At 67.1% G+C, this 25,933-nt stretch carries 26 protein-coding genes, 1 tRNA gene and 1 pseudogene; 19 read left to right on the top strand and 9 right to left on the bottom strand.

The features are described from left to right. Nucleotides 1-140: 140 nt before the first annotated feature. The 4 genes and pseudogenes from CJZ80_RS00415 (at nucleotide 141) to CJZ80_RS15525 (ending at nucleotide 2,958) form a co-directional block, all read left to right on the top strand. Nucleotides 141-1,124 (top strand): GTP-binding protein, encoded by a 984-nt coding sequence (locus tag CJZ80_RS00415; protein ID WP_094510076.1) that lies wholly within the window; start codon nucleotides 141-143, stop codon nucleotides 1,122-1,124. A 13-nt stretch (nucleotides 1,125-1,137) separates the two neighbouring features. Next, nucleotides 1,138-2,238, top strand: a complete 1,101-nt coding sequence (locus CJZ80_RS00410) for a WD40 repeat domain-containing protein (RefSeq protein ID WP_158217388.1) — start codon at nucleotides 1,138-1,140, stop codon at nucleotides 2,236-2,238. A 55-nt stretch (nucleotides 2,239-2,293) separates the two neighbouring features. Continuing rightward, nucleotides 2,294-2,548, top strand: a pseudogene (locus tag CJZ80_RS15850) (polysaccharide deacetylase family protein); the annotation flags it as partial. Nucleotides 2,549-2,625: 77 nt separating this feature from the next. Then, entirely contained in the window at nucleotides 2,626-2,958 is a 333-nt protein-coding gene (locus tag CJZ80_RS15525) for a hypothetical protein (RefSeq protein WP_233132741.1), read from the top strand. Here the strand turns inward: CJZ80_RS15525 and CJZ80_RS00400 are convergent. Next, the gene (locus CJZ80_RS00400) at nucleotides 2,913-3,641 is read right to left on the bottom strand and encodes a triacylglycerol lipase (protein WP_094510415.1); all 729 of its coding nucleotides are present in this window, start codon (nucleotides 3,639-3,641) and stop codon (nucleotides 2,913-2,915) included. The genes CJZ80_RS15525 and CJZ80_RS00400 overlap by 46 nt on opposite strands. A 376-nt stretch (nucleotides 3,642-4,017) precedes the next feature. Between CJZ80_RS00400 and CJZ80_RS00395 the strand changes: the two genes are divergently transcribed. From CJZ80_RS00395 to CJZ80_RS00370, 7 genes are all read left to right on the top strand, one after another. Further along, the gene (locus tag CJZ80_RS00395; RefSeq protein ID WP_233132674.1) at nucleotides 4,018-4,410 is read left to right on the top strand and encodes a hypothetical protein; all 393 of its coding nucleotides are present in this window, start codon (nucleotides 4,018-4,020) and stop codon (nucleotides 4,408-4,410) included. A 64-nt stretch (nucleotides 4,411-4,474) separates the two neighbouring features. Next, nucleotides 4,475-5,275, top strand: a complete 801-nt coding sequence (locus CJZ80_RS00390) for a fructokinase (protein ID WP_144036858.1) — start codon at nucleotides 4,475-4,477, stop codon at nucleotides 5,273-5,275. 117 nt (nucleotides 5,276-5,392) lie between these two features. Further along, nucleotides 5,393-6,460, top strand: a complete 1,068-nt coding sequence (gene cax / locus CJZ80_RS00385) for a calcium/proton exchanger (protein ID WP_094510069.1) — start codon at nucleotides 5,393-5,395, stop codon at nucleotides 6,458-6,460. 4 nt (nucleotides 6,461-6,464) lie between these two features. Continuing rightward, a complete protein-coding gene (locus CJZ80_RS00380) occupies nucleotides 6,465-7,658 on the top strand; it encodes a pentapeptide repeat-containing protein (protein WP_094510067.1) in 1,194 nt (397 codons plus the stop codon). A 260-nt stretch (nucleotides 7,659-7,918) separates the two neighbouring features. After that, nucleotides 7,919-8,167: a hypothetical protein gene (locus CJZ80_RS00375; protein WP_094510064.1), complete on the top strand. Its 249-nt coding sequence runs from the start codon at nucleotides 7,919-7,921 to the stop codon at nucleotides 8,165-8,167. A 354-nt stretch (nucleotides 8,168-8,521) separates the two neighbouring features. Beyond that, entirely contained in the window at nucleotides 8,522-9,145 is a 624-nt protein-coding gene (locus tag CJZ80_RS14795; RefSeq protein ID WP_144036857.1) for a hypothetical protein, read from the top strand. 349 nt (nucleotides 9,146-9,494) lie between these two features. After that, nucleotides 9,495-9,791, top strand: coding sequence for a hypothetical protein (locus tag CJZ80_RS00370; RefSeq protein WP_094510062.1), 297 nt, complete (start codon nucleotides 9,495-9,497; stop codon nucleotides 9,789-9,791). 6 nt (nucleotides 9,792-9,797) lie between these two features. Here CJZ80_RS00370 and CJZ80_RS00365 read toward each other — a convergent pair whose 3' ends face one another. After that, a complete protein-coding gene (locus CJZ80_RS00365; protein ID WP_094510060.1) occupies nucleotides 9,798-10,013 on the bottom strand; it encodes a chlorophyll a/b-binding protein in 216 nt (71 codons plus the stop codon). A 133-nt stretch (nucleotides 10,014-10,146) separates the two neighbouring features. Here CJZ80_RS00365 and CJZ80_RS00360 point away from each other — a divergent pair, with 133 nt between their 5' ends. From CJZ80_RS00360 to CJZ80_RS00350, 3 genes are read left to right on the top strand one after another with little or no spacing between them, the layout of a single operon-like run. Then, nucleotides 10,147-11,109 (top strand): ABC transporter substrate-binding protein, encoded by a 963-nt coding sequence (locus tag CJZ80_RS00360; protein ID WP_233132673.1) that lies wholly within the window; start codon nucleotides 10,147-10,149, stop codon nucleotides 11,107-11,109. Beyond that, nucleotides 11,106-15,008, top strand: a complete 3,903-nt coding sequence (locus CJZ80_RS00355) for a response regulator (protein WP_094510057.1) — start codon at nucleotides 11,106-11,108, stop codon at nucleotides 15,006-15,008. Before CJZ80_RS00360 ends, CJZ80_RS00355 begins: the two co-directional genes overlap by 4 nt. 3 nt (nucleotides 15,009-15,011) lie before the next feature. Continuing rightward, complete coding sequence (locus CJZ80_RS00350; RefSeq protein WP_094510055.1) at nucleotides 15,012-16,214, top strand: HD-GYP domain-containing protein; 1,203 nt, start codon at nucleotides 15,012-15,014, stop codon at nucleotides 16,212-16,214. Between the two features lie 46 nt (nucleotides 16,215-16,260). Here the strand turns inward: CJZ80_RS00350 and CJZ80_RS00345 are convergent. After that, nucleotides 16,261-16,331: transfer RNA gene (locus CJZ80_RS00345), tRNA-Gly, on the bottom strand. A gap of 147 nt (nucleotides 16,332-16,478) precedes the next feature. Between CJZ80_RS00345 and CJZ80_RS00340 the strand changes: the two genes are divergently transcribed. The 5 genes from CJZ80_RS00340 to plsY are packed head-to-tail and all read left to right on the top strand — an operon-like array spanning nucleotide 16,479 to nucleotide 20,689. Continuing rightward, entirely contained in the window at nucleotides 16,479-17,870 is a 1,392-nt protein-coding gene (locus CJZ80_RS00340; protein WP_094510053.1) for an MFS transporter, read from the top strand. Further along, nucleotides 17,867-18,616, top strand: coding sequence for an ABC transporter permease (locus CJZ80_RS00335; RefSeq protein WP_094510051.1), 750 nt, complete (start codon nucleotides 17,867-17,869; stop codon nucleotides 18,614-18,616). Before CJZ80_RS00340 ends, CJZ80_RS00335 begins: the two co-directional genes overlap by 4 nt. A 47-nt stretch (nucleotides 18,617-18,663) precedes the next feature. Then, the gene (locus CJZ80_RS00330; RefSeq protein WP_094510049.1) at nucleotides 18,664-19,074 is read left to right on the top strand and encodes a DUF3119 family protein; all 411 of its coding nucleotides are present in this window, start codon (nucleotides 18,664-18,666) and stop codon (nucleotides 19,072-19,074) included. Beyond that, complete coding sequence (locus CJZ80_RS00325) at nucleotides 19,071-20,039, top strand: DUF3086 domain-containing protein (RefSeq protein ID WP_094510047.1); 969 nt, start codon at nucleotides 19,071-19,073, stop codon at nucleotides 20,037-20,039. The genes CJZ80_RS00330 and CJZ80_RS00325 overlap by 4 nt, the downstream gene beginning before the upstream one ends. Then, the gene (gene plsY / locus CJZ80_RS00320) at nucleotides 20,036-20,689 is read left to right on the top strand and encodes a glycerol-3-phosphate 1-O-acyltransferase PlsY (protein WP_233132672.1); all 654 of its coding nucleotides are present in this window, start codon (nucleotides 20,036-20,038) and stop codon (nucleotides 20,687-20,689) included. Before CJZ80_RS00325 ends, plsY begins: the two co-directional genes overlap by 4 nt. A 41-nt stretch (nucleotides 20,690-20,730) precedes the next feature. Here plsY and CJZ80_RS00315 read toward each other — a convergent pair whose 3' ends face one another. The 6 genes from CJZ80_RS00315 to der all read right to left on the bottom strand — a co-directional run bounded on the left by CJZ80_RS00315 (nucleotide 20,731) and on the right by der (nucleotide 25,860). After that, a complete protein-coding gene (locus CJZ80_RS00315; RefSeq protein ID WP_094510044.1) occupies nucleotides 20,731-21,738 on the bottom strand; it encodes a pyrroline-5-carboxylate reductase in 1,008 nt (335 codons plus the stop codon). Between the two features lie 41 nt (nucleotides 21,739-21,779). Further along, nucleotides 21,780-22,352, bottom strand: a complete 573-nt coding sequence (locus tag CJZ80_RS00310) for a cell division protein SepF (RefSeq protein ID WP_094510042.1) — start codon at nucleotides 22,350-22,352, stop codon at nucleotides 21,780-21,782. A gap of 216 nt (nucleotides 22,353-22,568) precedes the next feature. Then, nucleotides 22,569-23,228 (bottom strand): YggS family pyridoxal phosphate-dependent enzyme, encoded by a 660-nt coding sequence (locus CJZ80_RS00305; RefSeq protein WP_094510039.1) that lies wholly within the window; start codon nucleotides 23,226-23,228, stop codon nucleotides 22,569-22,571. A 1-nt stretch (nucleotide 23,229) separates the two neighbouring features. Then, a complete protein-coding gene (locus CJZ80_RS00300; protein ID WP_094510037.1) occupies nucleotides 23,230-23,508 on the bottom strand; it encodes a PipX family protein in 279 nt (92 codons plus the stop codon). Nucleotides 23,509-23,530: 22 nt separating this feature from the next. Then, nucleotides 23,531-24,463 carry an energy-coupling factor transporter transmembrane protein EcfT gene (locus CJZ80_RS00295; RefSeq protein ID WP_094510035.1) on the bottom strand — a complete coding sequence of 311 codons (933 nt, stop codon included), beginning with the start codon at nucleotides 24,461-24,463 and terminating at the stop codon, nucleotides 23,531-23,533. 26 nt (nucleotides 24,464-24,489) lie between these two features. Beyond that, a complete protein-coding gene (gene der, locus CJZ80_RS00290) occupies nucleotides 24,490-25,860 on the bottom strand; it encodes a ribosome biogenesis GTPase Der (protein WP_094510033.1) in 1,371 nt (456 codons plus the stop codon). Between the last annotated feature and the right edge of the window lie 73 nt (nucleotides 25,861-25,933).

The raw sequence follows: 25,933 nt of genomic DNA, 5'->3' as shown, positions 1-25,933 counted from the left end.
GGTGCGCCAAGGGCGCTGGTTCGCCGCCGGCGATCACCAGGTCAGCCATCCCCACCCAGCCGGCAGCACCGCTGCTAGAACGACAACGATTCTCACTCCGATGGGGACTCTGCGGTACCCGCCGCGCCCCCGCCCTCGCCATGGCCTTCACCAGCGCCGTTCCAGCCGCCGATCGCCTGCCGGTGACCGTGCTCACCGGTTATCTCGGTGCCGGCAAAACCACCCTGCTGAACCGGATCCTCACCCACGAACACGGCCTCAAGGTGGCGGTGATCGTGAACGAATTCGGGGAGGTAGGCATCGACAATCAGCTCGTGATCGATGCCGACGAAGAGATCTTCGAGATGAACAATGGGTGCATCTGCTGCACCGTGCGTGGCGATCTGATCCGCATCATCGGCAATCTGATGAAACGGCGGGATCGCTTCGATCACCTGGTGATCGAAACCACCGGCCTGGCCGATCCCGCCCCTGTCATCCAGACCTTCTTCGTGGATGAAGACCTGCGGGATGAGCTGCGGCTGGATGCCGTGATCACCCTGGTGGATCTGGTGCACGTGCAGCAGCACTGGGAGGCGGAGGAGGTGCAGGAACAGCTGGCCTTCGCTGATGTGCTGCTGCTCAACAAGGCGGATCTGGTGGAGGAGGGCGAACGTCAGGCGATCGAGCAACGGGTGCGGGCGATCAACCCGATGGCGCGGCTGCTCACCACCCGCAACGCCGATGCCCCGATCGATCAGCTTCTCGGCGTGGGGGCGTTCGAGCTGGAGCGGGCCCTGAGCCTCGATCCCGGCTTCCTGGCCGAGGAGCATGCCCATGAGCACGACGACGCTGTGGGCTCGGTGGCGTTCGTGGAGGAGCGGCCGATGGATCTCGACAAGCTGGGCACCTGGCTGTCGGATCTGGTGGCCGAGCGGGGGCCGGATCTGTTCCGGATGAAGGGCATCATCCAGCTGGAAGGCAAGGATGAGCGCTATGTGTTCCAGGCGGTGCACATGCTGCTGGATGGCGATTTCGATCGCCCCTGGAAAGAAGGCGAGCGGCGCTGCACCGAATTCGTGATCATCGGCCGCGATCTCGATGCCGAGGGCCTGCGGGCGGGCTTCACCGCCTGCGTGGCCTGAGCGGCAAAGCGCCATGACCTCAACGCAGCCCCTGGTGCGGGAGCGGCTCTGCGGGGAGCTGCAGCAGGCGATCACGGCGCTGAGCTGGTCGGCGGATGGCGAGTTTCTGGCGATCGCCACGGCCGGCGGCGAACTGCTGCTGCTTGATTTCCGCGCCGGCTGCGAAGAGCTGCTGCAGGGCCTGAGCGACACCAGCCTCGATGCGATCGGCTTCAGCGCCGACGGGCAGTTCCTGATGGCGGTGGGCCAGGCCGGCGAGCTGTTGCTGTGGGAGCTGGGCGGCTCCGGGGTGCGGCCGATCGCCTTCGCGCCGCAGCCGCTCGGCGCCGGCTGGCTGGATGCGGCGGCGTGGCAGCCCAGGGGGCTGCTGCTGGCAGTGGCCGCCGGCCGCCGGGTACGGCTCTGGGATGGGGCGCTGCGCCAGTGGCGCCCCGACAGCCTCGAGCTGCCCGGCACCGCCCAATGCCTGGCCTGGAGTGCCGACGGCAGGCGGCTGGCGGCCAGCTGCCACGGCGAGCTGGCGCTGTGGCAACCGCTCGATCCGGCCACACCGGCTCCCCGGCGCGCCCCCACCGAATCGGTGGGGCTGTCCCTGGCCTTCTCGCCGGTGGGCGAGCTGCTGGCCTGCGGCCAGATGGACCGCTCCCTGCTGCTCTGGCCCGAGGCAGGCGAGGGGCGGCCGTGGCAGTTCAGCGGCTTCCCGGCCAAGGTGCGCGCACTGGCCTGGAGCGATCAGCCCGGGAAGCTGGCACCTGCGCTGGCGGTGGCCGCCGCCGACCACGTGGTGCTGTGGGAGCAGCGCGACCGCAGCGAACAGGGCTGGCAGCCCGAACCGCTGCTGTGGCACCAGCAACGCGTCACGGCCCTGGCCTTCGCGCCCGGCAGCCGCCTGCTGGCCAGTGCCTCCGCTGACGGCAGCGTGGGCCTCTGGGATGGCCGCGGCCGTCTGCTGCAGGCACTGGAAGGGGAAGGCCAGGGCTTCCAGGCGCTGGCCTGGCGCCCCGACGGCCTGCACCTGGCGGCCGGCGGCGACCAGGGCCGCTGGTGGCTGTGGCCGGTGACCCTGCCCGACAGGCCACGTCAGCGACGCTCGGGCGGAACCGGGTTTGGTTGAGCGGCCGTTGATCCTGGCTCTCATTGCGCTGGCCCTGATCCTTCTGGCCCTGATCGTGCTGCTGCCGTCGCTGGTGATCCGCACGCTGCTGGCGCCGCTCAACCCGGCGGTGGTGTTCTGTGGCGGGGGCCGGCAGCGGCGGCTGGCGCTCACGATCGATGACGGGCCAAGTGGCGCCGGCTCACAGGCGCTGCTGGAGCTGCTGCGGGAGCTGGAGGTGCCGGCCACCTTTTTCCTGATCGGCTCCCATCTGCCCAACGACCCGCACTTTTCCCGTCGGGCCCTGGAGCAGGGGCATGCCATCGGCAACCACCTCTGGCGCGATGTGCGCTCCGCCGGGCTCGATCAGGCGGCGTTCCTGGGCCAGCTGGGTGACACCGAAGCGGCGTGGAGCGGGCTGCGGCGCCGCAGACGCTGCGCTGGCGCTGGTGCCGCCCGGGGCGGGGTTGGTTCCACGCGGCGATGCTGGGCTGGCTGGCGGAACGCGGCTACCGGCTGGTGCTGGGCTCGATCTTTCCCTGGGACACCTATCAACCACCGCTGTGGTTCGTGCAGGCCTTCGTGCGGCTCAACGTCCACCCCGGCGGCATCCTGGTGCTGCACGACACACCGGAGCTGAGCCCGCGCACCCAGGCCAGCCTGCGCTGGATCGTTCCCGCGCTGCGCCGGCGCGGCTACAGCTTCGTGCCGCTGGCGGAGCTGCTGGAGGCGGCGGGCTGAGCCAGCTCCCACCAGCACTCCACCACCTCCGGGCTGCCGTACCAGCACGGCCCGAAGGCACCGCCATGGGCCACGCCCGCCAGCACCAGCGGGGTGGAGCCGGCCAGCAGGGCGGAGGCCACCGGCACCAGACCGTCGCCGCGATCGGCGGCATCACCGGTGCTGTTGCGGTAAGCCGTGGGGGCCAGGCGCTGGGCCAGCGGGCTGGCGGTGGCCAGATCCAGATCTCCCGCCACCGACACGTACTGCACCCGATCGGCGAAGGGCGACCCGGGCAGGCGCTGCTGCACCAGCTCACGCAGCACCGTGGCCTTGAGGGCGGTGTGGGGACTGCCCAGCATCACGAGCGTGTCGGCCAGGGCCTTGCCGTCGTAGGTGCGGCCCTGGAAGGGGGCGTGATCGAGGAAGAGGCGCAGCATGATGCCGCCGGAGCTGTGGCCGATCAGGGTGACCCTGCCGGTGGGGGATTGCTGCGCCAGCTCCGCAGCGGCGGCGGCGACCCGATCGAGAATGCGCGCCCAGGCGAAGGCGAACACGGTGAGCAGCCATTCGGGCTTGCCCACCGCCACCAGCTGCACGGGCTGACCGCTCAGCTCCTGCAACCGGGCCACCATCGGCGCATAGGCCTCGGCGCTGATCAGAAAGCCGCCGAGCAGCAGGATCGGTTGGCGGGGAAGGGGCATCGGCGGGGCTCGCAGGCGTGGGGTGCAGCTGAACAGCACCACGATGGCAAACGCGCGCGGCAGCGCAGCAGCGAGATGTTGACGTCTCAGCCACAACGAATAGGTTGAAGGTAACGAGCGCGCCAAGCGCTTCCGCCGTTTCAAAGGCTTCGTTCCCTTTCATCAGTTCCGTGCTCGCCGAATGGTCTGACAACCATCGCCTGAGCACCTGAACCAACGGCCCCGCCCTGTTGCGCCCCTCATGCGCCGAGCCCCACAGGGGCCGGTGTCACTGAACGGCGGAAAGGATCTCCCCTCCGATTCCGCCAAGCCGCAGCACTTCGGGTGCAGCCAGCGGAGCAGCGCGTTCGATGTTGCCATCACGGAGACATGCACCATGACGACCACCAACGCACCGATGAACAACGCACCGGTGAACAAAGCCCTGCTGAACAACGCACCGTTGAGCAACGACAGCCGCAACGACCAGGACCGGGCCAATGCTCAACTCAAGGAAGCGGTTCTGAACAAGAAACGCGTGCAGATCGAGGCCTGGTCGGCGCAGATCGAGCAGCTGCAGGAGGGCCTGAGCGGCCTGGCCGACGCCGTGCGCAGCACCACCCGGCAACGCCTCGACGATCTCAGCAACGCCCGCAACCAGGCCACGGCCCAGCTGGAGCAACTGCAGCAGAGCAGCCAGGAGAACTGGGACGCACTGCTGCAGCAAAGCGATGCCTTCTTTCACGACCTGGCCGATCGCTTCCATCGCTTCGCCAGCAAGAACGACTGACCCCGGCGCACAGCCAGCCGCCCACGCCACGACCACAGTCCCCTCCCTTCACCCACACCCAGCCTTGACCCTCACCACACCCCAACGTCCTCACGCTCACACCGACGTGGTGGCCTTCTCCCAGGCACTCCATGACGCAGAGGAGGCCCCCACCGCAGACGCCAAAGCCGCAGCGGCCCACACCCCACAGGCCCACAACGAAGACGCTGACAACGAAGACACCCGCGACCAGGACGCTCCCGGCGCGGGTGGCCACACGCCGGCCGGCCTCACCGAAGCGATGCTGCCGGAGATCAACGAATCGTTCTGGCTGCTGATCACCAGCGACGCCCTGCTCGGCGCCAGCCAGCACCAGGTGCTGCAGATGGTGCTCAACCGCACGGCACCCAGCAGCGTGCTGGTAGCGCTGGATGTGAACTGGCAGGCGGAGCACTGGGGTCTGCCCCCTGAAGCGGGGCCCACGGCGGAGGTGCTGCGGCGCTTCCAGCCGCTGGCGGAGGCCGCCGCCTTGATCCGCTGCACGTCGCAGGAGGCGGAGGCCTTCTTCTTCAGCCGTGATCCCGAGCGCATCAAGGAGCGGCTGGCGCACCGCCCGGCGGTGCTGGTCACCGATCCGGCAGGTGTGATCCGCTGGAGCATTGGCGGCCACTGCGGGCGCATCGCGGCGGGGCTGGTGCAGAACCCGGACATTTTCTTGGCCGAGATGCTCGAAAACCTCTGCGCCAACCCCCAGCTGCTGGCCACCGCCGGCCGGGGCATCCAGGCCATCGCCGATCCTGATCGGCTCTGCGAGCAACTGCGCAAGGCGGCTGCCGCCTCAGGGGAGCGCCACCAGGAGGCTCGCCCCCTGGTGGCCATGGCCTGAACCGGCGCAGGCGGGAAGCGCATCGCTGCGCAGTGCCTGGGTGAGCGCACCCAGGCCTGGAGTGCGGCAGCACCAACCTCCACCTAACTTCTGTCTGCCCGCTTGAGCGCTGTCCCCATGACCATCCGCCGGGTTGCCTCGATCGGGTTGCTGGCGATGGTGCCGGTCTCGATCGCGGCGGAAGCGCTGCACTGGGGTGACCTGGCGGTGTTCGTCACCTCGGCGGTGGCGATTCTGCCCCTGGCCATCTGGCTGAGCACCGCCACCGAAGAGCTCTCGCTGGTGTTCGGCCCCTCGATCGGGGCCCTGCTCAATGCCGTCTTCGGCAACGCCACCGAGCTGATCATTGCCCTGGTGGCGCTCAAGGCCGGCCTGGTGGACATCGTCAAGGCCAGCATCACCGGCACGGTGATGGCCAACCTGCTGCTGGCGCTGGGCCTCTCGATGCTGGTGGGGGGCATCGGACGGCAGGAGCAGGAGTTCAAGCCGGTGGTGGCCCGGGTGAACGGCTCCGCCATGACCCTGGCGGTGCTGGCAATCCTGATTCCAAGCCTGGCGGTGCTCTCGGGCGGCCAGGAGGCGGAGAGCACCGAACCGTTCGGGGCCTTCGTGGCCTGGGTGCTGCTGGGCGTGTACGCCCTCACCCTGCTGTTCTCGCTGCGCACGCACCGTGGCCTCTATGAGGTGGCGGAGGCAGAGCTGGGCGAAGACCAGCTCCATGCCCCGAATCCGTGGGTATGGCTGACGGTGCTGGTGGCGGCCACCGTCGCCCTGGCCTACGAATCTGAGCTGTTCGTGGGCGTGATCGAAACCGTCACCGAAGGCTTCGGCCTCTCCGCCCTGTTCACGGGGGTGGTGCTGCTGCCGCTGCTGGGGGGCACGGCCGAATACCTCACGGCCGTTTCGATGGCCCGCAAGAACAAGATGGATCTGTCGGTGTCGGTGGCGCTGGGCTCCACCCTGCTGGTGGCGCTGCTGGTGGTGCCGGCGCTGGTGCTGATCGGACCCCTGCTGGGCCACCCCCTGCCTCTGAGCTTTGATGTCTACGAGTTGGTGGCGGTGATCACGGCGGTGGTGGTGAGCAACCTGGTAACCATCGATGGTCGCTCCGACTGGCTGGAAGGCGTGCTGCTGCTGGCGGCCTACCTGATCCTGGCGGCCGGCTTCTACTTCCAGTCGGCCTGATCCGATGACCCCGCCGGCTGATGAACGCCCAGCGATGCCCTTCCACAGCCATGCCTTCTGGGCGGGCGTGAGAGATCTGCCGGCGTTGCAGCTGCTGATCGCCGCGGGGATCACCCTGCTGGCCCTGGTGCTGGGCTTCTCCTGGCTGGCCCTGGCGGCGGCGCTGGTGAGCCTGGTGTTGGCGCTGGTGCGATTGGCGCCTCCTCTATGGAGCCAGCTGCGCGCCCGCCTCGACGACGAGGCCACGGTTCAGACCGTGGCGCTGCTGACGCTGGTGCTGGCGCTGGTGGTGCTGTCGGTGCTGTTCGGCTGGTGGGATCCGTTGGTGCGGGTCTACCGCAGCGGTGACTGGGAGGCGATCGGCGCCATCGGGGAGGGGGTGATCGGCGCCTTCGGGCAGATCCTGGTGGCGTTCGTGGCCCTGGTGATCGCCTGGCGCCAGTTCCAGGTGGATCAACGGCTCACCACCCAGCAGAACCGGATCACCCAGGGGCAGACGATCGACAGCTTCATCCAGGGCATCTCCGAGCTGATCAGCGATGAAGACGGACTCCTGGAGGACTGGCCGTTGGAGCGGATGCTGGCGGAGGGGCGGCTGGCGGCGGTGCTTGGCAGCATCGAAAGCCAGGGCAAGGCCCGCATCCTGCGCTTCCTCTCCCACGCCCGCCTGCTCACGCCCCTGCGCCGCGACCACCGCCTCGGCCGGGCCATCCTCGATGGCGAGGGCAACTACGAGGAAGACCGGCTCAGCGGGGTGCCGGTGATCAACCTGCACCAGGTGCTGCGGGGCGTGGACCTTTCCGACACCGACCTGCGCGGCATTGATTTCAACGGCGCCGACCTGCGCGGCACCAACCTGAGCAACTGCGATCTGAGCGAGGCGAATCTGGCCGGCACCAATCTGTGCGGCGCCAATCTCGACGGCGCAAAGGTGGAGGGCACCCGCTTCTTCTTCGGCCAGCCGGCCAGCGCCACCCCCACCGACGGCCAATGGGCCCTGAACCTGGAGACGGGCGAAGGCTCGGGGGCCCAGGTGATCAATGCCAACTTCTCCGACCTGCGCCAACTGGGCGACGAGGCGCGGATCTACCTCGCCTCCTGGAGCGGCCCCCGTTCCCGCAAAACCCTGCCCGGTGGCGTGAAGGGCATCCCCAACCGGCTGGAACGCCCGCTGCCGGCGCTGCCATCAGATCGGTAAAAGGCTGGACAGTTGCGCCTTTGTGCTGCAACCCACAGAAGGATGGCAGGCGTGGTGTGAGGCGCTACATCCGACAGACAAGTTCTAAATCTTGGCACCTCAGTGGTACAGCCTGGTCGCTGGCGGGGCAGGTGGCAACTGCAGAATCCAGCCGCCTACTCTGGCAGCCAAAGAGCAGATGATTTTAGGTCGCCTTGGACTCAGCCAACCTGACCAGAAACCTAAAGCGAGTAACAATCAGCCTAGTCGCGACATCGAGCATGTTGCTGCCACTGCATGTTCGCGCCGACATTCGGGACAAGCAAAGTTACTGGTATGGCTTTCTTGTCGGAAGCGGCATCACGGTATGTGCGCTGTTGGATATCGGCTTGCTCTCCCGCAACGACACCACTGATTGGTTAACCGAGATTTTCAAGCAAAGATCCGATATCCCCAGTGCCGCCATGGAATCAGCCAAGCAGCATCTTGCCGAAGAGTTAGGGCCCAAGGGCTGTCCCGTCCCCCGCTGAACGGGAACGAACGCCCATCTCGGTTGACGGGCTGAATTCATTTCGGCTGGCCGAGGTCAGCTTGATCGCAGCAGTGCCAAACAATGGCTGCCCAGATCAAGCCTGGGCGATGGCGCCTCATGCCCGTTCTCGTCAATCAGGCAGTTGCCTGCTCCGCATCGAGTGCTTTCCTCTTCTGCCTGTGCAACTGCCGCTTGGTTGGACGATTGCTCCTACTTGCTGATCGAATCCATGCAGTGACGTCCAGCTGGCTGCTCGTCCTTTGCAGCAAGGGCCGAATAGATCCCCGGTCGATGGCGAACCTCCCGCGGACCGGCATGATGGAGCGATCAACAATGTCAACTGGTGCCATCAGTGACAAGCGAAGCCAGTATTGATCTCCCTCTCGACGACTGCTGCAGCCGCTGGGGGATTAGCCGAAAGGCCGTCAAATCCCGTGCTTCCGCCTTGGGGGTGGATCTGATCAGGGAATCGAGCACACGTACGGTCTGGCCCGGTGATCTCATCCCCCTGGGCGATCAGCTGCACCAGCACTTGCAGAGGAAGGGCTGCACCCTCTCCAATTTCTTGGCCTCAGCGCAGCCAGCAGCTACCACCAGTGTGAGCATTGAGGCCCTGTCAGTGATGCCATCAACCGGCACCAATGATCAGCGTAAAGCCCTAACGTTGCCGCCAGCAACAGCTGGCAGCGAAAGCATCCTGGCCCTAGCCGCCTTGGTGGCAGCCATACAGCCGGCGCCCAGGTTGAATCCCCTGGCGGTCGCCCGTGGCTTAGCTGAAGCGGCCAAGCTGGGAGCCTGGATCACCAGCGATGAACTGGCTCACCTGCTCGGCCTATCTCGCAGCACTGTTTCCAGCTGGAGCACCAGCCATAGCCCTCGCCCTGGCTTCATGCTGGAGCGCCGCAAAGTAGGCGTATCGGTCTGGTGGAAGGTGATACCTGAGCCAAAACCGAAGAAAGGAAAGCCGTCGAGTTAGTCGTGCGAGTACCTATTGCCATGAATAGGAGCCCCAGGTCCAGCGAGGCGCTTTCTGCACTGCTCTTCAAAAGCCCTGGCCAGCATCACCAATCCAGCCAACCGATTCAAGCAAAGCAACGGATCACCAGACATTTTTCCCTATTAGCTGGAAATCACAGCAGCAGGATCCAAAGCGAAGTCGCAAAGCAGGGCTTGTGCGCATCACCAGGAGATCCTTCAGGCTGAAAGTGTGGGAATCCTTTTCGCCGAACCCCGCCCGACTGCACCACTCCCATCACCTCCGCATCACCTCCGCATCCCCACTCCCCTCCACAAGCGCCAGAGTGGGTTCATTCACTTCCCCTCCCATGGCCCCCACCCGCGAGCAGATCCTGGCCGCCTCCGCCGGCTGGGTGGCGGTGGTGCTGAACGTGGTGCCGGGGCTGGGCGCCGGCTACCTCTACCAGCGCCGCTGGAAGGCCTACTGGATCACCTCGGCGCTGGCCACCGCCTGGTTCGTGGCCGGGGCCGTACTGGCGCAGGACGCCGCAGCGGCCGCAGAAGCCCAGAACCAGCTGGTGGGGCTGCTGGGTCTCGTGCTGCTGGCTGGGGTCACCGCCACCGAGGCGGGCTTGGCCGTGAAGCGGGTGCGCCAGGACGGCTGACGCGCCTCAGCGCAGATACCAGCGCAGCAGCGCCAGCAACTGGCCGGCGGGCCCCAGGCCGGTGATCGCCTCACCGATCAGGGCCGCCGCGAAGCCGAGCATGGCCACGCGGCCATTGAGCAGTTCCACCCCGGCCAGGGCCGCTGTGTTCCAGGGCCGGCGGGTGGTGAGCCCCTCGCCGAAGCGCTCGAGCGGCTCATACTGGAAGGAGTCGGGAGCCATCGGGGAAGCGCACACTGCGGCTGAGCCTATGGGAGCTGGGCGAATGGCTGCCGGCCGTGAACCGTTTGCACGGCGGTTGAACAATCTCTGAGGCCGCGACCGCATAGGTTCAATTCATCCCCTGGCTGCACTCATGTTCCAGCGTCGAGCGCTCGCGGCACCGGCAGCCTTTGCGCTCGTTGTGATGGGCTGCCAGAAGCCCGAGTTGGTCACGATTCCAATCGCCAGTTGGCCCGGGTTTGAGTATTTCCACCTTGCCCATGTGAAGCAGCTGGATCAGAAAGCGGGGCTCGAACTCAACACCCTGGGCTTCCCTGACCCTCAGGACATCGTCAAGGCCTTTGAAGAGGGCCGCTTCCCCATCGCGCAGCTCACCACAGTGGAAGCTGTGGACATCTGCAGCCGCCAGCCGAAACGCTGCCCGGTGGTGGTGCTGATCCTCGATGAATCCAACGGCGCTGACAAGGTGGCGGTGCGCCGCTCAGTCGGCACGATCCCTGCCCTGCGGGGCAAACGCGTGGCCGTCACCCCCAGCACCCTCGGCCCGTTTGTGCTGAGCAGGGCGTTGGCCCGTCATGGCATGAGCCTGGCGGATGTGCGCATCGTGGCCGTGCCCCTGGCCGACATGGGGCGCCGTCTGGTGAACGGGCAGATCGATGGGGCGGCCTTCTTTCCTCCCTTCAGCGATGCGGTGCTGGCCAGTGGTGAGGCGGTGACGGCCTTCTCCAGTGCGGAGATTCCCGGCGAGATTTTTGATGTGCTGGTGGTGGATCCGCAGTACTACCGCACCAACCTGCACGTGCTGGGGCGCCTGGTGCGGGTGTGGCAGCAGGCCCACGACCTGGCGGCTCGCGATCCAGAAGCGAAGGACATCATGGCCAGTCGGGATAATGTGAGCGTGGAGATGTTCAGGCAAACGGAAAAAGGCCTGCTCTATCGCTCACTGTTGGAGCAGCGGCCCATGCTGTTGCCTGGCGGCAAGCTTGAACGCAACCTCGCCGGCGTCCTCGCCGTGCAGAAGCAGCTGGGTTTGATTCGTGGTCGCGTGCCCCTGCCGAGGGTGAGCACGGAGCCGCTCGATCTCGCCCTGAAATGACACGCCCGGAGCCCACCATCCAGACCTGGCGTGAGCGGTTGAGCGCTCTTACGCTCTCCAGCCGGCTCACCGTGCTGCTGCTGGGTGTGGGGCTCACCCCGATGGTGTTCTCCCAGGTGGTAGCGCTCAACGCCTACCGGGAGCGCATCCTCAGCCAGCATCTGGATGCCACCGAGCAGATGGCCAACGGCAAGGTGGAGCAGTTGCAGGCCATGCTCACCAGCAAGGGCCTCGAGCTTGATGAGTTGGCCATGGAACTCCATAGGCAGCCTGCAACGCTCCAGCGGAATTTGGCACAGCAGTCTGCACGGCTCGGTTTTGATGAACTGTTGCTGATCGATCGCCGCTCAGGCCAGGTCATCGGCGCAGCGGTGGATCTCGCCCTGATCGGCGAATCCCCAGCGGACCGGCTCCTGCGCGACTGCGGCTTCAACAAGGTGGTGGAAGGAATGGGCACCTGGAGCCACCTGACGGTGCTGCCCTTCAAGCACGATCCCTGCACGGAGGGAACAGCCACCTGGATGGCCGTGCCGCTGAAGGACCGCGCCAATCAGAATCTGCTGCTGCTGGGGCGGTTGGAGGCGGCGTCCTTCCGCGAGGTGATCAACAGGCGTTATGAGCGACTGAGTCACGGCGCTGAGGCGCATCTGGTGATCGAACAACGCCGGGGCGACGGGTGGCAGTTCCTCTCCGTGCCGATGGGGCAGGCCACCGAGGACTCCGAGGCCCTGAACTACCGACCGACTTTGAGCGGTGGTCTGACGTTTTCGGAGCGCCAACTGGGCAACGGCGGGGCCGGCTACCTGCGCACCGGCAGCGGCACATTGAAGCTCGGTGCCTGGCGGCAGATCCCGCAGAGTGATGTGGCGGTGCTCGTCACCATCCCCGAGGAAGAACCACGGCTCGACAGCCAGTTGCTCACCCAGCAGTTGCTGATGGTGCTGGCGGCCACTGCCATCCTGGTGACGATGGCCGGCGTGGGGCTCGGCCGGCGCCTGGCGGGCCCGATCCAGAAGCTGCACCAGGCGATTCAGGGGTTCGATCCTGCCGATGAAGCCAGCCTCACCCCAGTGGTGGTGAGCGGCCACGATGAGATCGCCTCCCTGGCCAGCACCATCAATGCGTTGGCCCTGCGCATCAAGGAGCGCACCAGCAACCTGCGCGAAACCAAGGAGCAACTGCACGCTTACATCCAGACGGCGCAAACCACCCTGCTGGCGCTTGATTTCGAGGGCCGCGTCACCCTGCTCAACAGCAGCGGCTGTGAGCTGATCGGCATCGCCTCCGATTCCTGGAGCGGCCTCAACTGGCTCACCGATGTGGTGGATCCCGCGGATCAGCCGTTGCTGCGCCGCTGGCTCAACGAGGCGGCCGCCTCCAGGCTGCCCCCCGAGGGAGCGTTGGAGTACCGCGTCTGCACCAACCAACGCGGCACCCGCTTCATGCGTTGGCACCTGAGCCTGCTCGATGGCGCCGACGGCCAACCGATTGCCCTTCTGGGCTCCGGGGAAGACATCACCCGCCTGCGCGCCCAGAAAATCCAGCTGGAGCAGGCGCGCCAGGAGGCGGAGGAAGCGAACAGGGCCAAGAGCGAGTTCCTCTCACGCATGAGCCATGAGTTGCGCACCCCCATGAACGCGATCATCGGCTTGTCGCATCTGGCGCTGCGAACGGGGCTCAACCCGCACCAGCGCGACTACCTGCAGAAAATCAGCAACGCAGGCCAGGGGTTGCTGGGGATCATCAACGACATCCTTGATTTCTCCAAGATCGAGGCCGGCAAACTCACGCTTGAGGCCGTCGATTTCCAGCTCGATGCGGTGCTCTCCGATGTGGCCACCCTGATCGCCGACAGGATCTTCGCCAAGGGCGTTGAACTCCTCTTCCGCGTCGACGACGACGTGCCCACCTGCCTCAACGGCGATCCGCTGCGCCTCACCCAGGTGCTGCTCAACCTGCTCTCCAATGCCGCCAAGTTCACCGAGCAGGGCCAGATCCAGCTGCAGGTGAGCGTCGGCGAGCAGCAACCTCAGCAGGTGGAGGTGGAGCTGGTGTTCCGCGTGCAGGACACCGGCATCGGCATGACCGAAGCCCAGATGGGCAACCTGTTCCAGGCCTTCACCCAGGCAGAGCCGTCCACCACGCGCCGGTACGGCGGCACCGGCCTGGGCCTGAGCATCTGCCAGCGGTTGCTGGAGCTGATGGACGGCTCCATCACGGTGAGCAGCGTGCCTGGTGAGGGGTCCTGTTTCACTGCCCGCTGCCGTTTTCACCTCGGTGCTTGCGCCACCCCGCGGGCGTTGCCGGAGGCCCTGAGCCAGGTGCGCGTGCTGGTGGTGGATGACAACCCCGTAGCCCGCGAGGTGATCACACAACTGCTGCACCCGCTCACCCTGTGCTGCGATGCCACTGGCAGCGGCGCCGAAGCCCTGGCCATGGTGCACCAAGCCACCGCCCACCAGCAGCCCTATGGCCTGGTCCTGCTGGATTGGCAACTCGGCGATCAGTTGGATGGCCTGCAGGTGGCCGCAGACATCCGCGCCAACCCGGTGATCCAGCAGCCGAGGATCTTGCTGATCACGGCCTACGGCGGCGAAGACACCTGCCAGCTCACCCCTCCGGGGCTGCTGGATGGAATCCTGTGCAAGCCGGTCCGCTCCTCTGAGCTGATGGACCATCTCACTGCCATGTTCGGCGGCGGCGACAGCGCGGGATCGGCGGCGGCGGCCGCCTACACACAGGGCCAGGAGCTGGCGTGGGGCCTGCAGGGCCTGAAGATGCTGGTGGTGGAAGACAATCCGATCAATCAGCAGATCGCCGCAGAGTTGCTCACCATCGCCGGCGTGCAGGTGAGCACGGCCCGCAATGGCGTGGAGGCTCTCGCCTGGCTGGAGCAGCAGCCGCTTCCCCCCTGCGACCTGGTGCTGATGGATCTGAACATGCCCGAAATGGATGGCTGGGAATGCACCCGTCGCCTCCGTGCCGATGCCCGCTGGCAGCAGCTGCCCGTGCTCGCCATGACCGCCCACGCCATGCAGCCGGAGCGCGACCGTTGCATGCGCATCGGCATGCAGGACCTCATCACCAAACCGATCGATCCGGACCACCTCTACGAACGGCTGCACCACTGGAGCGGCCGCCACTGTCAGGGCCCAGGCGAACCAGCTCCAGCCTCTGCCCAGCCGGCCATCCCCCAGCCCGCGCCAACCGATGAAGAATCACCGCCGCAGCATCCGGGACTGGATAGCTCGGAGCTGAATGGTGCGGAGCAGGGAGATTCGGAGCTGAATAGTCTGGCCCTGGAAGGCTTTGATCTGCCAGGAGCGCTCAGGCGGGTGGCTGGCAACCGCGCTCTTTACTGTCAGCTGCTGCAGAGCCTGGTGCACACCCAGGCGGATGCGGCCCAGCGGCTGGAGGCCGCCCTTAAGAGCAACAATCTGAAGGAGGCGGCACTGATCGTGCACGCCCTCAGAGGGGTGTCCGCCAATCTGGGGGCCACCTCCCTGGCGGAGGCCGCCACGCGGCTGGAGCTCGAACTCAACCAGCAGCTCTGCCACAGCCACACCAGGCAGACCTTTGAGGTTCAGCTGCAGCTCACCATGGCGTGCATCCGCGCGGCCTTCGCGATGGAGTCGGCAGAGGGCACCGCCCCCTCACAGGAAGGGACGGGAACAGCAGTGCTGAGCCTGGAGCAGCAGCACCTGCTGGGGAAGCTCGATACTCTGCTGGCCGCCTTTGATGGGGAAGCCCTGGACTTCATCAGCCAGCACCGCGAGGCCCTGATCACGACCCTGGGATCGGCGGGCTTTGAGCGCATGGCCGCTGAGCTGATGCGCTTTGATTTCTCAGAGGCGCGCAGGGCCGTGCAGCTACGCGTTCCTCCCTTGCTGCAGGCCTGATCCATGACCCATCTCGCCGACAGCCTTGGGCAAAGCAAGCCCACCGTGCTGGTGGTGGATGACACGCCGGAAAACCTGCAGGTGATGAACGGCCTGCTGCGTGGGCTGTACAAAGTGCGCCTGGCCACCAGTGGCGGACTTGCCTTGGAGTTGGCCCTGCAGACGCCCCAGCCGGATCTGATTCTGTTGGACATCATGATGCCGGATCTTGATGGCCATGAGGTGTGCATACGGCTCAAGGCCGACCCCGCCACTCAGAACATTCCTGTGATCTTCCTCACAGCGCTGAACCAGGAAGTTGATCAGAAGCGAGGCTTTCTTGATGGCTGCGTGGATTACATCACCAAGCCCTTCTCCCCCGACATCGTGCTGGCCAGAGTGGCCACCCATGTGGCCCTGAAGCGCGCCAGCGACCTCCTCTCTGATCACAACCGTTACCTGCGCGAGGAAGTGGAGCGCCAGACCCGCGAGGTCCAGAAGGTTCAGGACGTCACGATCCTGGCGATGGCATCACTGGCGGAAACCCGCGACAACGAAACCGGAATGCACCTGCGCCGCACCCAGAACTACATGAAGCTTCTGGCTGATCACTTACACCGGCACTCCCCTTACGCCAGCCAGCTCGACGCAGAGGCAATCGAGCTGCTCTATAAATCCACGCCGCTTCATGACATCGGCAAAGTGGGCATTCCTGATCACATCCTGCTGAAGCCAGGCAAGCTCACCCCTGAAGAGTTCATGGTGATGAAGAAGCATTCGGAGCTGGGTTCCCACATCATTGCGCAAGCAGAAGGTCTGCTGGATGCCCCCAGCAGCTTTCTGCGCTTTGCCCGCGAGATCGCCCACTACCACCACGAGAACTGGGACGGCAGCGGCTATCCCGAGGGGCTGCAAGGAGAAGCCATCCCCCTGTCCGCCCGTCTGATGGCCGTGGCCGATGTGTATGACGCCCTCATCTCCAAACGCTTCTACAAGCAGGCCTTCTCCCATGAGGAAGCCACCCGCTTCATCGAAAGCCAGGTCGGCCGAAAATTCGATCCTGTGATCGTGGAAGCCTTCCGCCAGGTAGCCGATCGCTTCGCCACCATCGCCGCCACCTTCAAAGACAACAATTCCGCGCCGCCCCTGGCCGCCCTGCCCGCGCCGTCCCTTTCCCCATCGCCGGGCCTGGCGGAGGAAGGGGAAAACAGCCCGGCGTTCTGCTGAGCAGCCAGGAAGCCTGCTGAACAGCGAAGAAGCTTGGTGAAAAGAAAGCGGGCGGCGGGAATCGAACCCGCATCATCAGCTTGGAAGGCTGAGGTTTTACCACTAAACTACGCCCGCAGGGATACAGGTGTATCACTCGGTTGCCGTGCTGGTGTGGCCCGCGGTGCCACTGCCTTTGCGGCTGAAGCATTATGGCCTGCGTGAAGCCACCGGCCGTTGACCGTTGTTCCTGATCCGGTCGTCCCTTCCGCCAACCCTGCGGCCATGAGCTCCACCACCGGCGTCAGTGACGCCATCGATGCACCCAGGGGGTTCCAGCGCCGCATGTTGGTGGCCTATGGCCTTGGCGATGCGGGCACCGGCATGGCGGCGTCGCTGATCGGCTTCTACCTGTTCATCTTCTATACCGCCGCCGCCGGGCTGCCCGCCTGGATGGCGGGGCTGGTGCTGATGCTGGCCCGCCTCTGGGATGCCATCAACGATCCGGTGGTGGGCTGGCTCAGCGATAAGACCCGCAGCCCCTGGGGCCCGCGCCTGCCCTGGATCCTCTGGAGCGCCATTCCGCTCGGGATCGCCATGGCGATGATGTGGTGGCTTCCGCCCGGAAGCCTCTGGGTGAAGTTCGGCATCTTCCTGGCCATCTCGGTGGTGGCCAACAGCCTTTACACCTGCGTCAACCTGCCCTACTCCGCCCTGGCGGCCGAGCTCACCACCGACACCGGCCTGCGCACCCGCCTGAACACGGCGCGGTTCACCGGCTCGATCATCGCCGGGCTGGTGGGCATCGTGCTGGGAGGGCTGCTGCTCCAGAACCACCAGGACCCCGGCAGTTACTTCAAGGTGGGCGTGCTGTCGGGCAGCATCATCGCGGTGTTCACCCTGGTCTGCGCCTGGGGCATCGCCCCGGCGGCCCGCAACTGCCAGCGGCCCAACAGCCAGCAAGGCTCCACCCGCCGCATGCTGCGCCGGGTGCGCGAGAACGGTCGCTTCATCAAGGTGCTCGGCCTCTACCTGATGCTCTGGTGCGCGCTGCAGATCATGCAGACCGCCGCCCTCATCTACCTGCCGGTGGTGATGCGGCTGCCGGAGAGCTGGAGCAACTGGATCCTGCTGCCCTTTCAGATCAGCACCCTCGTGGGGCTGCAGATCTGGAACCGCTTCTCCCACCGCTACGGCCGCATCCAGGCGCTGCACCGGGGCACGGCGCTCTGGATCGGCGGCTGCCTGCTCGCCATGTTGCTGATCCCCCTCGATCCCGACCTCTCGCCCGTGGGCTCCTGGATGAACGGGCTGCGGCTGGTGGCGCTGCTGGTGGCCATCCTGGTGGTGGGTCTGGGCGCCTCCACCGCCTACCTGATCCCCTGGGCGCTGCTGCCGGATGCCATCGACGCCGATCCTGAAAAGCCCGCCGGCCTCTACAGCGCCTGGATGGTGTTCACCCAGAAGATCTGCATCAGCCTGGCGTTGTTCTTCTTCGGCAACCTGATGAGCCTGAGTGGCTACGTGGCGGCCAGGGGCATCGTCCAACCCGACACGGCCCTGATCGCGATCCGCCTGTGCATGGGGCTGATCCCCGCCACGCTGGTGGTGCTGGGGCTGATCGTGATGCGGCGCTGGCCTGAGCGTGGCGCCCACCTGCTTCAGGCCCAGCCATGAAGTCACCGCGCTGGCTCAACCGCCTCGGCAGCAGTTGCCTGATCGGCGGCCAGACCGTGGCGGCGATCGGCAGGGGGCGCATCAACGTCAACGACCTGTTCGAGCATCTGCTGGAGGCAGGGCCCGGCAGCTTTCTGATCGTGTTCATCACGGCGCTGGCGGCAGGCACCGTGTTCAACATCCAGGTGGCGGCAGAGCTCACCAAGCAGGGGGCCAGCGTGGCCGTGGGAGGCATCCTTTCGGTGGGGCTGGCGCGCGAGATCGCACCGCTGCTCACCGCCACCCTGCTTACCGGGAAGGTGGCCACCTCTTACGCCGCCCAGATCGGCACCATGAAGGTGACCGAGCAGATCGACGCCATCACCATGCTGCGGACCGATCCGGTGGAGTACCTGGTGGTGCCCCGGGTGCTGGCGATGGTGGTGATGGCCCCGGTGCAGTGCCTGGTGTTCTTCGTGGTGGGGGTCTGGTCGGGCCAGGTGAGCAGCACCTTTCTCTTCTCGATCCCGCCCACCGTGTTCTGGAATTCCGTGCGCAGCTGGATGACCGCCAGCGACCTGCCCTCGATGCTGGTCAAGGCGGTGGTGTTCGGCCTGCAGATCGCCGTGATCGCCTGCGGCTGGGGCCTCACCACCCGCGGCGGCCCCAAGGAGGTGGGCACCAGCACCACCGGCGCCGTGGTGATGATTCTGGTCACGGTCAGCCTGATGGATGTGCTGCTGACCCAGCTGCTGTTCGGCGCTTAGGCCGCCGGCTGCCCAGCATGGAACCTCCGCCTCTCGCCGCCGCCACCATGACCTCCCCCGCCGCCACGCTCGATCCCGCCGCCGGAACGGTGCTCGCACCCCGCTACGGGGTGCCGCTGGGGGTTGTGGTGCTGGGGCTGGCCGGCCTGGCCCTGCTGCCGCTGTGGTCGGGGGCGCTGTGGCTCAGCGGCGTGGTGGTGCTGTTCGGGCTGTTCCTGCTGCTGCAGGCCGTGCTGCTGCGCCTGCAGTTCAGCGGCGATGCCCTGCTGGTGTGGCGTCAGTCGACGCTGCTGCGCCGCTTCCCCTACGACGAATGGATCGCCTGGACCGTGTTCTGGAACCCGGTGCCGGTGCTGTTCTATTTCCGTGAACAGCGCAGCATTCACCTGCTGCCGGTGTTGTTTGATGCCACCACCTTGCGCCAACAACTGGAGCTGCACGTCAGCACCTCGCCATGACCGATCCCAGCGTGCCGCCGGACCAATCCCCGCCGCCCCTGAGCGTGCCTGAACCGCCTGCGGCCGAGCCCTCGCCTGCGGCCGACCCGGCCCCTGTAGCCAAGCCATTCGAGCCCTGGCAGGCGCTCGCCCTCAAGGAGCTGCAGGAGCGGCGCGCGGCACTGGAGGCGGAGATCCAGGAGCTGGAAACCCGCCGCAACCAGCTGCAGAAGAGCCTGGTGAGCAGCTTTGATGGTCAGGCCGATGCGATCGCCCGGCGCCTGAAGGGCTTCCAGGACTACCTGGTGGTGGCGCTGCAGGATCTGGCCGGCCAGGCCGAGCAGATGGAGCTGGTGGTGCAGCCGGTGGTGGTGCAGCCCTCGCCACTGGATCAGCCGGCGGAAGTGGCCGCCGCGGCTGCCCCTGCCGCACCGGCGGCGGCGGGGCTGTTCAGCGAGGACGAAGACCTGATCCGCAGCCAGCTGGAGCGCTTCCAGGGCCAGCCCGATTTCTACGCCGATCCCTGGAAGCTGCGCCGCAGCCTGGAAGCCCCTGCCGCGGCTCTGCTGGAGGAGTGGTTCCTCTATCAGGGCGGGCGTGGCGCCCACGCCAGCGCTGGCAGCCGCAGCCGCAATGCGCTCACGGTGGCGGCGGCGGTGGCGATCCTCGGCGAGCTCTACGGCGAGCGCTTCCAGACCCTGGTGCTGGCCGGCCAGCCGGAGCGGCTGGGGGAATGGCGCCGCGGCCTGCAGGATTGCCTCGGGCTCAGCCGTGAAGATTTCGGGCCTAACAGCGGCGTGGTGCTGTTCGAGCGGCCTGATGCCCTGATCGAGCGCGCCGACCGGCTCGAGGAGCGCGGTGAGCTGCCGTTCATCGTGATCGATGCGGCCGAACAGGTGGTCGACGTCCCGGTGCTGCAGTTCCCGCTCTGGCTCGCCTTCGCCGCCACTCCAGCGGAACTGGCCATCGACGAGGAGCTGCTGTGAATCCCCTGCTGATCCTGTCCGTGCTGCTGGCGGGCTACCTGCTCGGCTCGATCCCCAGCGGCTGGCTGGCGGGGCGATGGTGCGCCGGCGTCGATCTGCGCCAGCTGGGCTCCGGCTCCACCGGCGCCACCAACGTGCTGCGCCAGGTGGGGAAGGGCCCGGCGCTGGTGGTGTTCCTGGTGGATGTGCTGAAGGGAACGGCCGCCGTGCTGCTGGCCAAGGCGGTGGTGGAGCCACTCGGCGTCTCCGCCGCTGGCGATGCCTGGGTGGTGGCGGCGGGGCTGGCGGCTCTTGCCGGCCACATCTGGCCGGTGTGGCTGGGCTGGCGGGGTGGCAAGGCCGTGGCCACCGGGCTGGGCGTGCTGCTCGGTCTGGTGCCCGCGGTGGGGCTGGCCAGCTTCGGGCTGTTCCTCGTCACCCTCACCCTCACCCGCATCGTGTCGCTCTCCAGCGTGGTGGCGGCGGTGGGCCTGCCGCTGCTGATGCTGGGATCCTTCCAGAGCGCCGGCATCGGGCTGCGGCCCGCCTATCTGGCCCTTGCCCTGCTCACCACCGTGCTGGTGCTGTGGCGCCATCGCAGCAACCTGGCCCGGATCATGGACGGCACCGAGCCACGCATCGGCGCAGACAAACCCAACACCCCGACCTGAGGCGGGAGCTGAGAGCCTGGAGCCGAGAACCGGGCGCCGCTTCAGCCCAGCGCCCGGCTGCGTTCAGCAGCCGCCAGCACCGCCTCGATCAAAGCCGAACGCACGGCGCCCCGCTCCAGCTGACGCAGGGCCGTGATCGTGGTGCCGGCCGGGCTGCTCACCATGTCCTTGAGCTGGCCGGGATGCAGGCCCTTCTGCTGCAGCAGCGCCACGGTGCCGCCGGTCATGGCGAGCGCCAGCTGCTGAGCCAGCGCCCGCGGCAGGCCGGCGGCCACGCCGCCATCGGCGAGGGCTTCGATCACCACCGCCATCAGCGCCGGCCCGGAGGAGGCCACCGCCAGCAGCCCATCGAGCTGAGGCTCCGGCAGCTCCAGCACCTGCCCCACCCGGCCGAACAGCTGGCGCACGCAGTGACGTTGCCCATCGCTGAGCTGCTCTCCCCAGGCCAGTCCAGTGATCCCGGCCCGCACCAGGCAGGGAGTGTTCGGCACCGCCCGCACCACGCGCCAGCCGGGAAATGACGCCTGCAGGCGAGCCAGGCTGACCCCCGCCAGCACGGAAATCAGCAGGGGGCACTCGTAGCGGTGCCCTTGGGATGTGGAGCTGTCCTCTGAGGAGGAGGCTGCGGAGGCGTCGCCGTGCTCAGCGGGCGCTGCTGGTGAGGCGGAGGCTGCTGAACCAGAAGCTGGGGGTGTGGCCGATGCTGCGGCGGACGCCCCTGATCGGCTGTGTTCCGCTCGAGCTGCAGCCGCCGCATCTGCAGCCGCCGTGGCTGCCGCCGCGAGCTGTTGCGGCTTGACGGCCAGCAGCACCACCGGCGCCTGCCAGGCCGCAGCCGCCTGCCCATCGGCGGCGGCACAGACAGCCACCTGCAACTGCTGCTGGAGCCGCTCGGCGGAGGCAGGGCTGGCCACCACCGCCCGCACGGCAGCAGGACGAACATCCCCCTGCTCCAGCAGCGGCAGCAGCAAGGCCTGGGCCATCTGCCCCAGGCCAATGATCCCGAGGCCCGACAGGAGGGGCTCAGAGGCCCCGGCGTGCTCGGTCATGGACCGGTGGCGGTGGCGGGAAACGTGCTCAGAAGACGTGCTCAGCCGCCGACGGCGAAGTCGGAGCGGCCCCAGGCCGGACTGGGGGCCGCATCGGCATCGGAGCCGGTGTCGCGGGTGGAAACGATGGTGGGAGAGGAGGGCTCCTCCATCGAGGCGGTGGTGACCGTGACGCAGCTGGGCGCGAACAGGAAGATGCTTTCGCCCACCCGCTCCTGGTGGCCGTCGATGGCGAAAGTGCCGCCTGCCACGAAATCCACGGCCCTCTGGGCCTGATCCGGCTCCATCATCGTGAGGTTGAGGATCACGGTCTTGCGGTCACGCAGGGCCTGGATGGCACGGGGCATCTCATCGAAGCTGCGGGGCTCCATCAGGGTCACCTCCGCGGCCGTTGCCGACAGGCCCGGCATGCCGATCACATTGCTGCCGGGGAAGAGGTCGTCGGAGCCGAAGGGGGAGGACAGGGCCAGGGCACTGCCGCTGCCGACCTGCGTGGCGCGCGACTGGGCGGTCTGGGCCTGGTCGTCACCGGGGTCGTAGTCGAGTTCGTCGTACTCGCCATCGAGATAGTCGTCACCGGAGACGACGGCACGGAGGCGGGAGAACAACGACACCTTTGGTTCCTTCGTGAGGTCAGTACCTGAATAGCGTCCCACGCTCCCAGTTGCAACTGGTCGCAACCCTTGAAATCACTGGATTCATGCTTCCGCCGGGTGGCGAACGCCCCCACCGCCCCCCAGCGAAGGCGACCTCAGGCCCCCGCCGTGATTGGCCGGGGCAAGCGCGTTGCGCAGGCCCGGGGCGGCCCAGAAGTCCCCGTGGGGCCCCGGTCAGGCCCCGCGGGGGCCGAACAACACCGAGCCGAGCCGCACCCAGGTGCTGCCGGCCGCCACGGCCTCGCGCCAGTCGCCGCTCATGCCCATGGACAGCTCCGGCAACCCCAGCCGGGCCGCCAGCGCGGCGCAGGAGCTGAACAGGGCACGGCTACCGGCTGCATCCAAGCCAAGCGGCGCGATCGTCATCAGGCCGACCACCTGCAACGGCGCCAGCGCCTGCAGCTGGGGCCAGAGCTGGTCGAGCTCCTCGGGCTCGAACCCGGCCTTGGTTGGATCGGGCAGCAGCTTCACCTGCAGGAACACCCGCGGCTGCAGGCCCTCCTCGGCGGCGATGCGCTGCAGGCGAAGCGCCAGCGGCAGGTTGTCGAGCGAGTGGATGGTGCCGAAGTGGCGCAGCACCCCACGGGCTTTGTTGGCCTGCAGGCGACCGATGAAGTGCCAATCCAGGGGGGGAAGATCCGCCAGCTCCAGCTGCTTGGCCTCGGCCTCCTGCAGGCGGCTTTCGCCGAAGCTGCGCTGCCCGAGCGCGGCCAGGTCGCGGATGCGCTCGGCCGTCTGCCCCTTGCTCACCGCCAGCAGGCGGGAACCGGACGGCAGCTGCTCCTGCAGGGCCTGCCACCGCACCGCCAGGGCCGCTGGAGCGTCAGCGCCCATTTCAGATGAAGGTCTGGTCGAACAGCTGGCGCCAGTGGCCGAGTTTTTCGCTGCGGTCACGCCGGGCCCGCGCCAGGTTCTGCTCGGCGTAGTGGCGGGCATCCATCAGCGGAATCACCTCGAAATGGGCGCCGCGCGGCTGCGCCGTGACCAGGAAGAACATCCGCTGGGCGTAAAGGGTGGCGAACAGATCGCGGCCCTCTCCGGCCGGTGCCACCCAGTAAAGGAGCCCGAAGGTGGGATGGTTGAGATATCGCTCGGTACTCGACTCAGCGCTCACTGATGGTTTGTTCGGCTACCAATCACAGCGCACCGTACTGCCACCGCAGCCCAAGCAGCAGGAGCAGCAGCAGGCAGGCCATGAGATTCAGACGTCGGGCCACGGGCACCCCCAGCCGCAGCTGCTGCGGCGGCACCCAGCGGCCGCCCCTGGCCACCAGCGCATCGGCCCCCTGCTCGGCACGCAGCAACACGTTGGCCAGCAGCCGTTCCGCCACCGCCAACCCCAGCCCCAGCACTCCCTTCCAGCCCAGTCGCCGCAGGTTGAGTGCCCGGGTGGCGATCGAGCGCAGCAGGTTCTGCAGTTCCTCCTGCACCAGGGGCAGGAAGCGCAACGCCAGCAGCAGGATGAAGCCGAGCCGCTCCACCGGCAGCCCCAACCGGCCCAAAGGGGTGAGGCCCCAGCTGAGTGCCCATACCAGCTCTTCCGGCGGCGTGGTGAGCAGCAGCAGGTTGGCGCTGTGGATGAGGGTGAACAGAAGGGTGGCGCTGTTGAGGCCGAGTTCCGCCGAGCGGCGGTTGATCACCAGTGGGCCCAGCGGCAGCGGCCCCAGCTGCACGGGCCCCCAGCGCAGCACCTCCCAGGGCTCACCGCTGCGTTCGAGCGGCGGTGCCCCCGGCGGCGCCGGCGCCAGGCGCAGCTCAGCCGGATCGCGCGAGAGCTGAGCAGTGCCCGCGCCACCGGCCGGCAGCAAGGCAGAGAGCAGCCCCACCAGCAGGCTGAGGGCGAGCAGGAGAGGCAGGTTGCGGCGCCACAGCCGCCACGGCAGCCCGCAGAGCGCCGTGATCAGCAGCAACGCCCCCACCAGCGCCAGCCGCCAAACGGGGCCGGCCAGGATCGGTGTGATAAGGAACGCCAGGGTCCAGGCGAGCTTGAGGCGCGCATCGACGCGGCGCAGCCAGCCGCTGTCACCATCGACGTACTGGCCGATCGGGAGCTGCTTCAGCCAGTCCATTCAGTGCTGCAGGAAGTGGAGCCGCTTCACGGGGTGGCGGAACGAGCCTGCTGACGCGCCTGTTCCTTCTCGGCGTCGCGCTGTTGCTTGCCGCGCCAGAACAGCTTGATCGGCGAGCCATCGAAGCCCAGACCCTGCCGGATCTGCCGCTCCACGTAGCGGCGGTAGGTGTCGCCGAACAGCTTGGGATCGTTCACGAACAGGGTGAAACTCGGCGGCCGCACCGCCACCTGGGTGCCGTAATAGATACGGCCCTGGCGGCCACCGCGGCTGGTGGGCGGCGAGCGCCAGCTCACGGCCTCCTGCAGCACTTCATTCACCACCGAGGTGGTGACGCGGCGCCGGTGCTGCTCGACCGCCAGCAGCGCCAGCGAGAAGATGCTCTCCACCCGCTGGCCGCTGAGGGCGGAGGTGAACAGCATCGGTGCCCAGTCGAGGAAGTAGAGCTTGGCCCGCAGATCCTTTTCCATCGCGGTCATGGTGTGCGAATCCTTCTCGATCGCATCCCACTTGTTCACCACGATCACGCAGGCGCGGCCGTCTTCCTCGATGCGGCCCGCCACGCGTTGATCCTGTTCGGTCACCCCATCAAGCGCGTCGATCACCAGCACACAGACGTCGCTGCGTTCCACCGCCTTGAAGCTGCGGGTGATGCCGAAGTATTCGGGCCCGTAGCTGACACTGCGGCGGCGGCGGATGCCGGCGGTGTCGAGCAGTTTCCAGAGACGACCCTCCCGCTCGATCGTGGTGTCAATCGTGTCGCGGGTGGTGCCGCGGATCGGGCTGACGATCGCCCGAGGCTCACCGCAGATGGCATTGAGCAGGCTGGATTTGCCCACATTCGGCCGGCCGATGATCGCCAGCTGGATCGGCTCCTCCGTTTGCTCTGCGTCAGCGGGAGGCAGGAATTCGATCACCTTGTCGAGCAGATCGCCGGTGCCGGCACCGTGGATGGCCGAGATCGGAAACGGCTCACCCAGGCCCAGGCCCCAGAAGTCGGCGGCCATCGCCAGGCCCTGATCGGGCGACTCGCACTTGTTCACCGCCAGCAGCACCGGCCGGTTCTGGCCGCGCAACCATTCGGCGATCGATTCATCTGCCGCCGTGACCCCCGCCTGGCCATCGACGATCACCACGGCCACCACCGCTTCAGCTAAAGCAAGGTTGGCCTGTTCGCGGATCTCCGGGAGAAACTCACTGTCGTCGTCGAACACCAGGCCGCCGGTGTCGACCACCTTGAAGGTCCGATCGCCCCAGAACCCTTCCTGGTAGGTGCGGTCACGCGTGACACCGGGCTCGTCGTGGACGATTGCCTCCCGGCTGCGGCACAGCCGGTTCACCAGAGTGGATTTGCCCACGTTGGGGCGCCCGATGACGGCGACGACTGGTAGCGCCAAAACGTAATATCCCGATCAACGATCTCTTTTCGACCTTACAGGCTGGCTCAGCTGTGGCCGGCCTGGAGAAGTG

It is taken from the genome of Synechococcus sp. MW101C3, assembly GCF_002252635.1.
Taxonomy (GTDB): Bacteria; Cyanobacteriota; Cyanobacteriia; order PCC-6307; family Cyanobiaceae; genus MW101C3.
The sequence above is the reverse complement of the archived record's forward strand: the minus strand, read 5'-3'. Positions and strand labels throughout refer to the sequence as shown.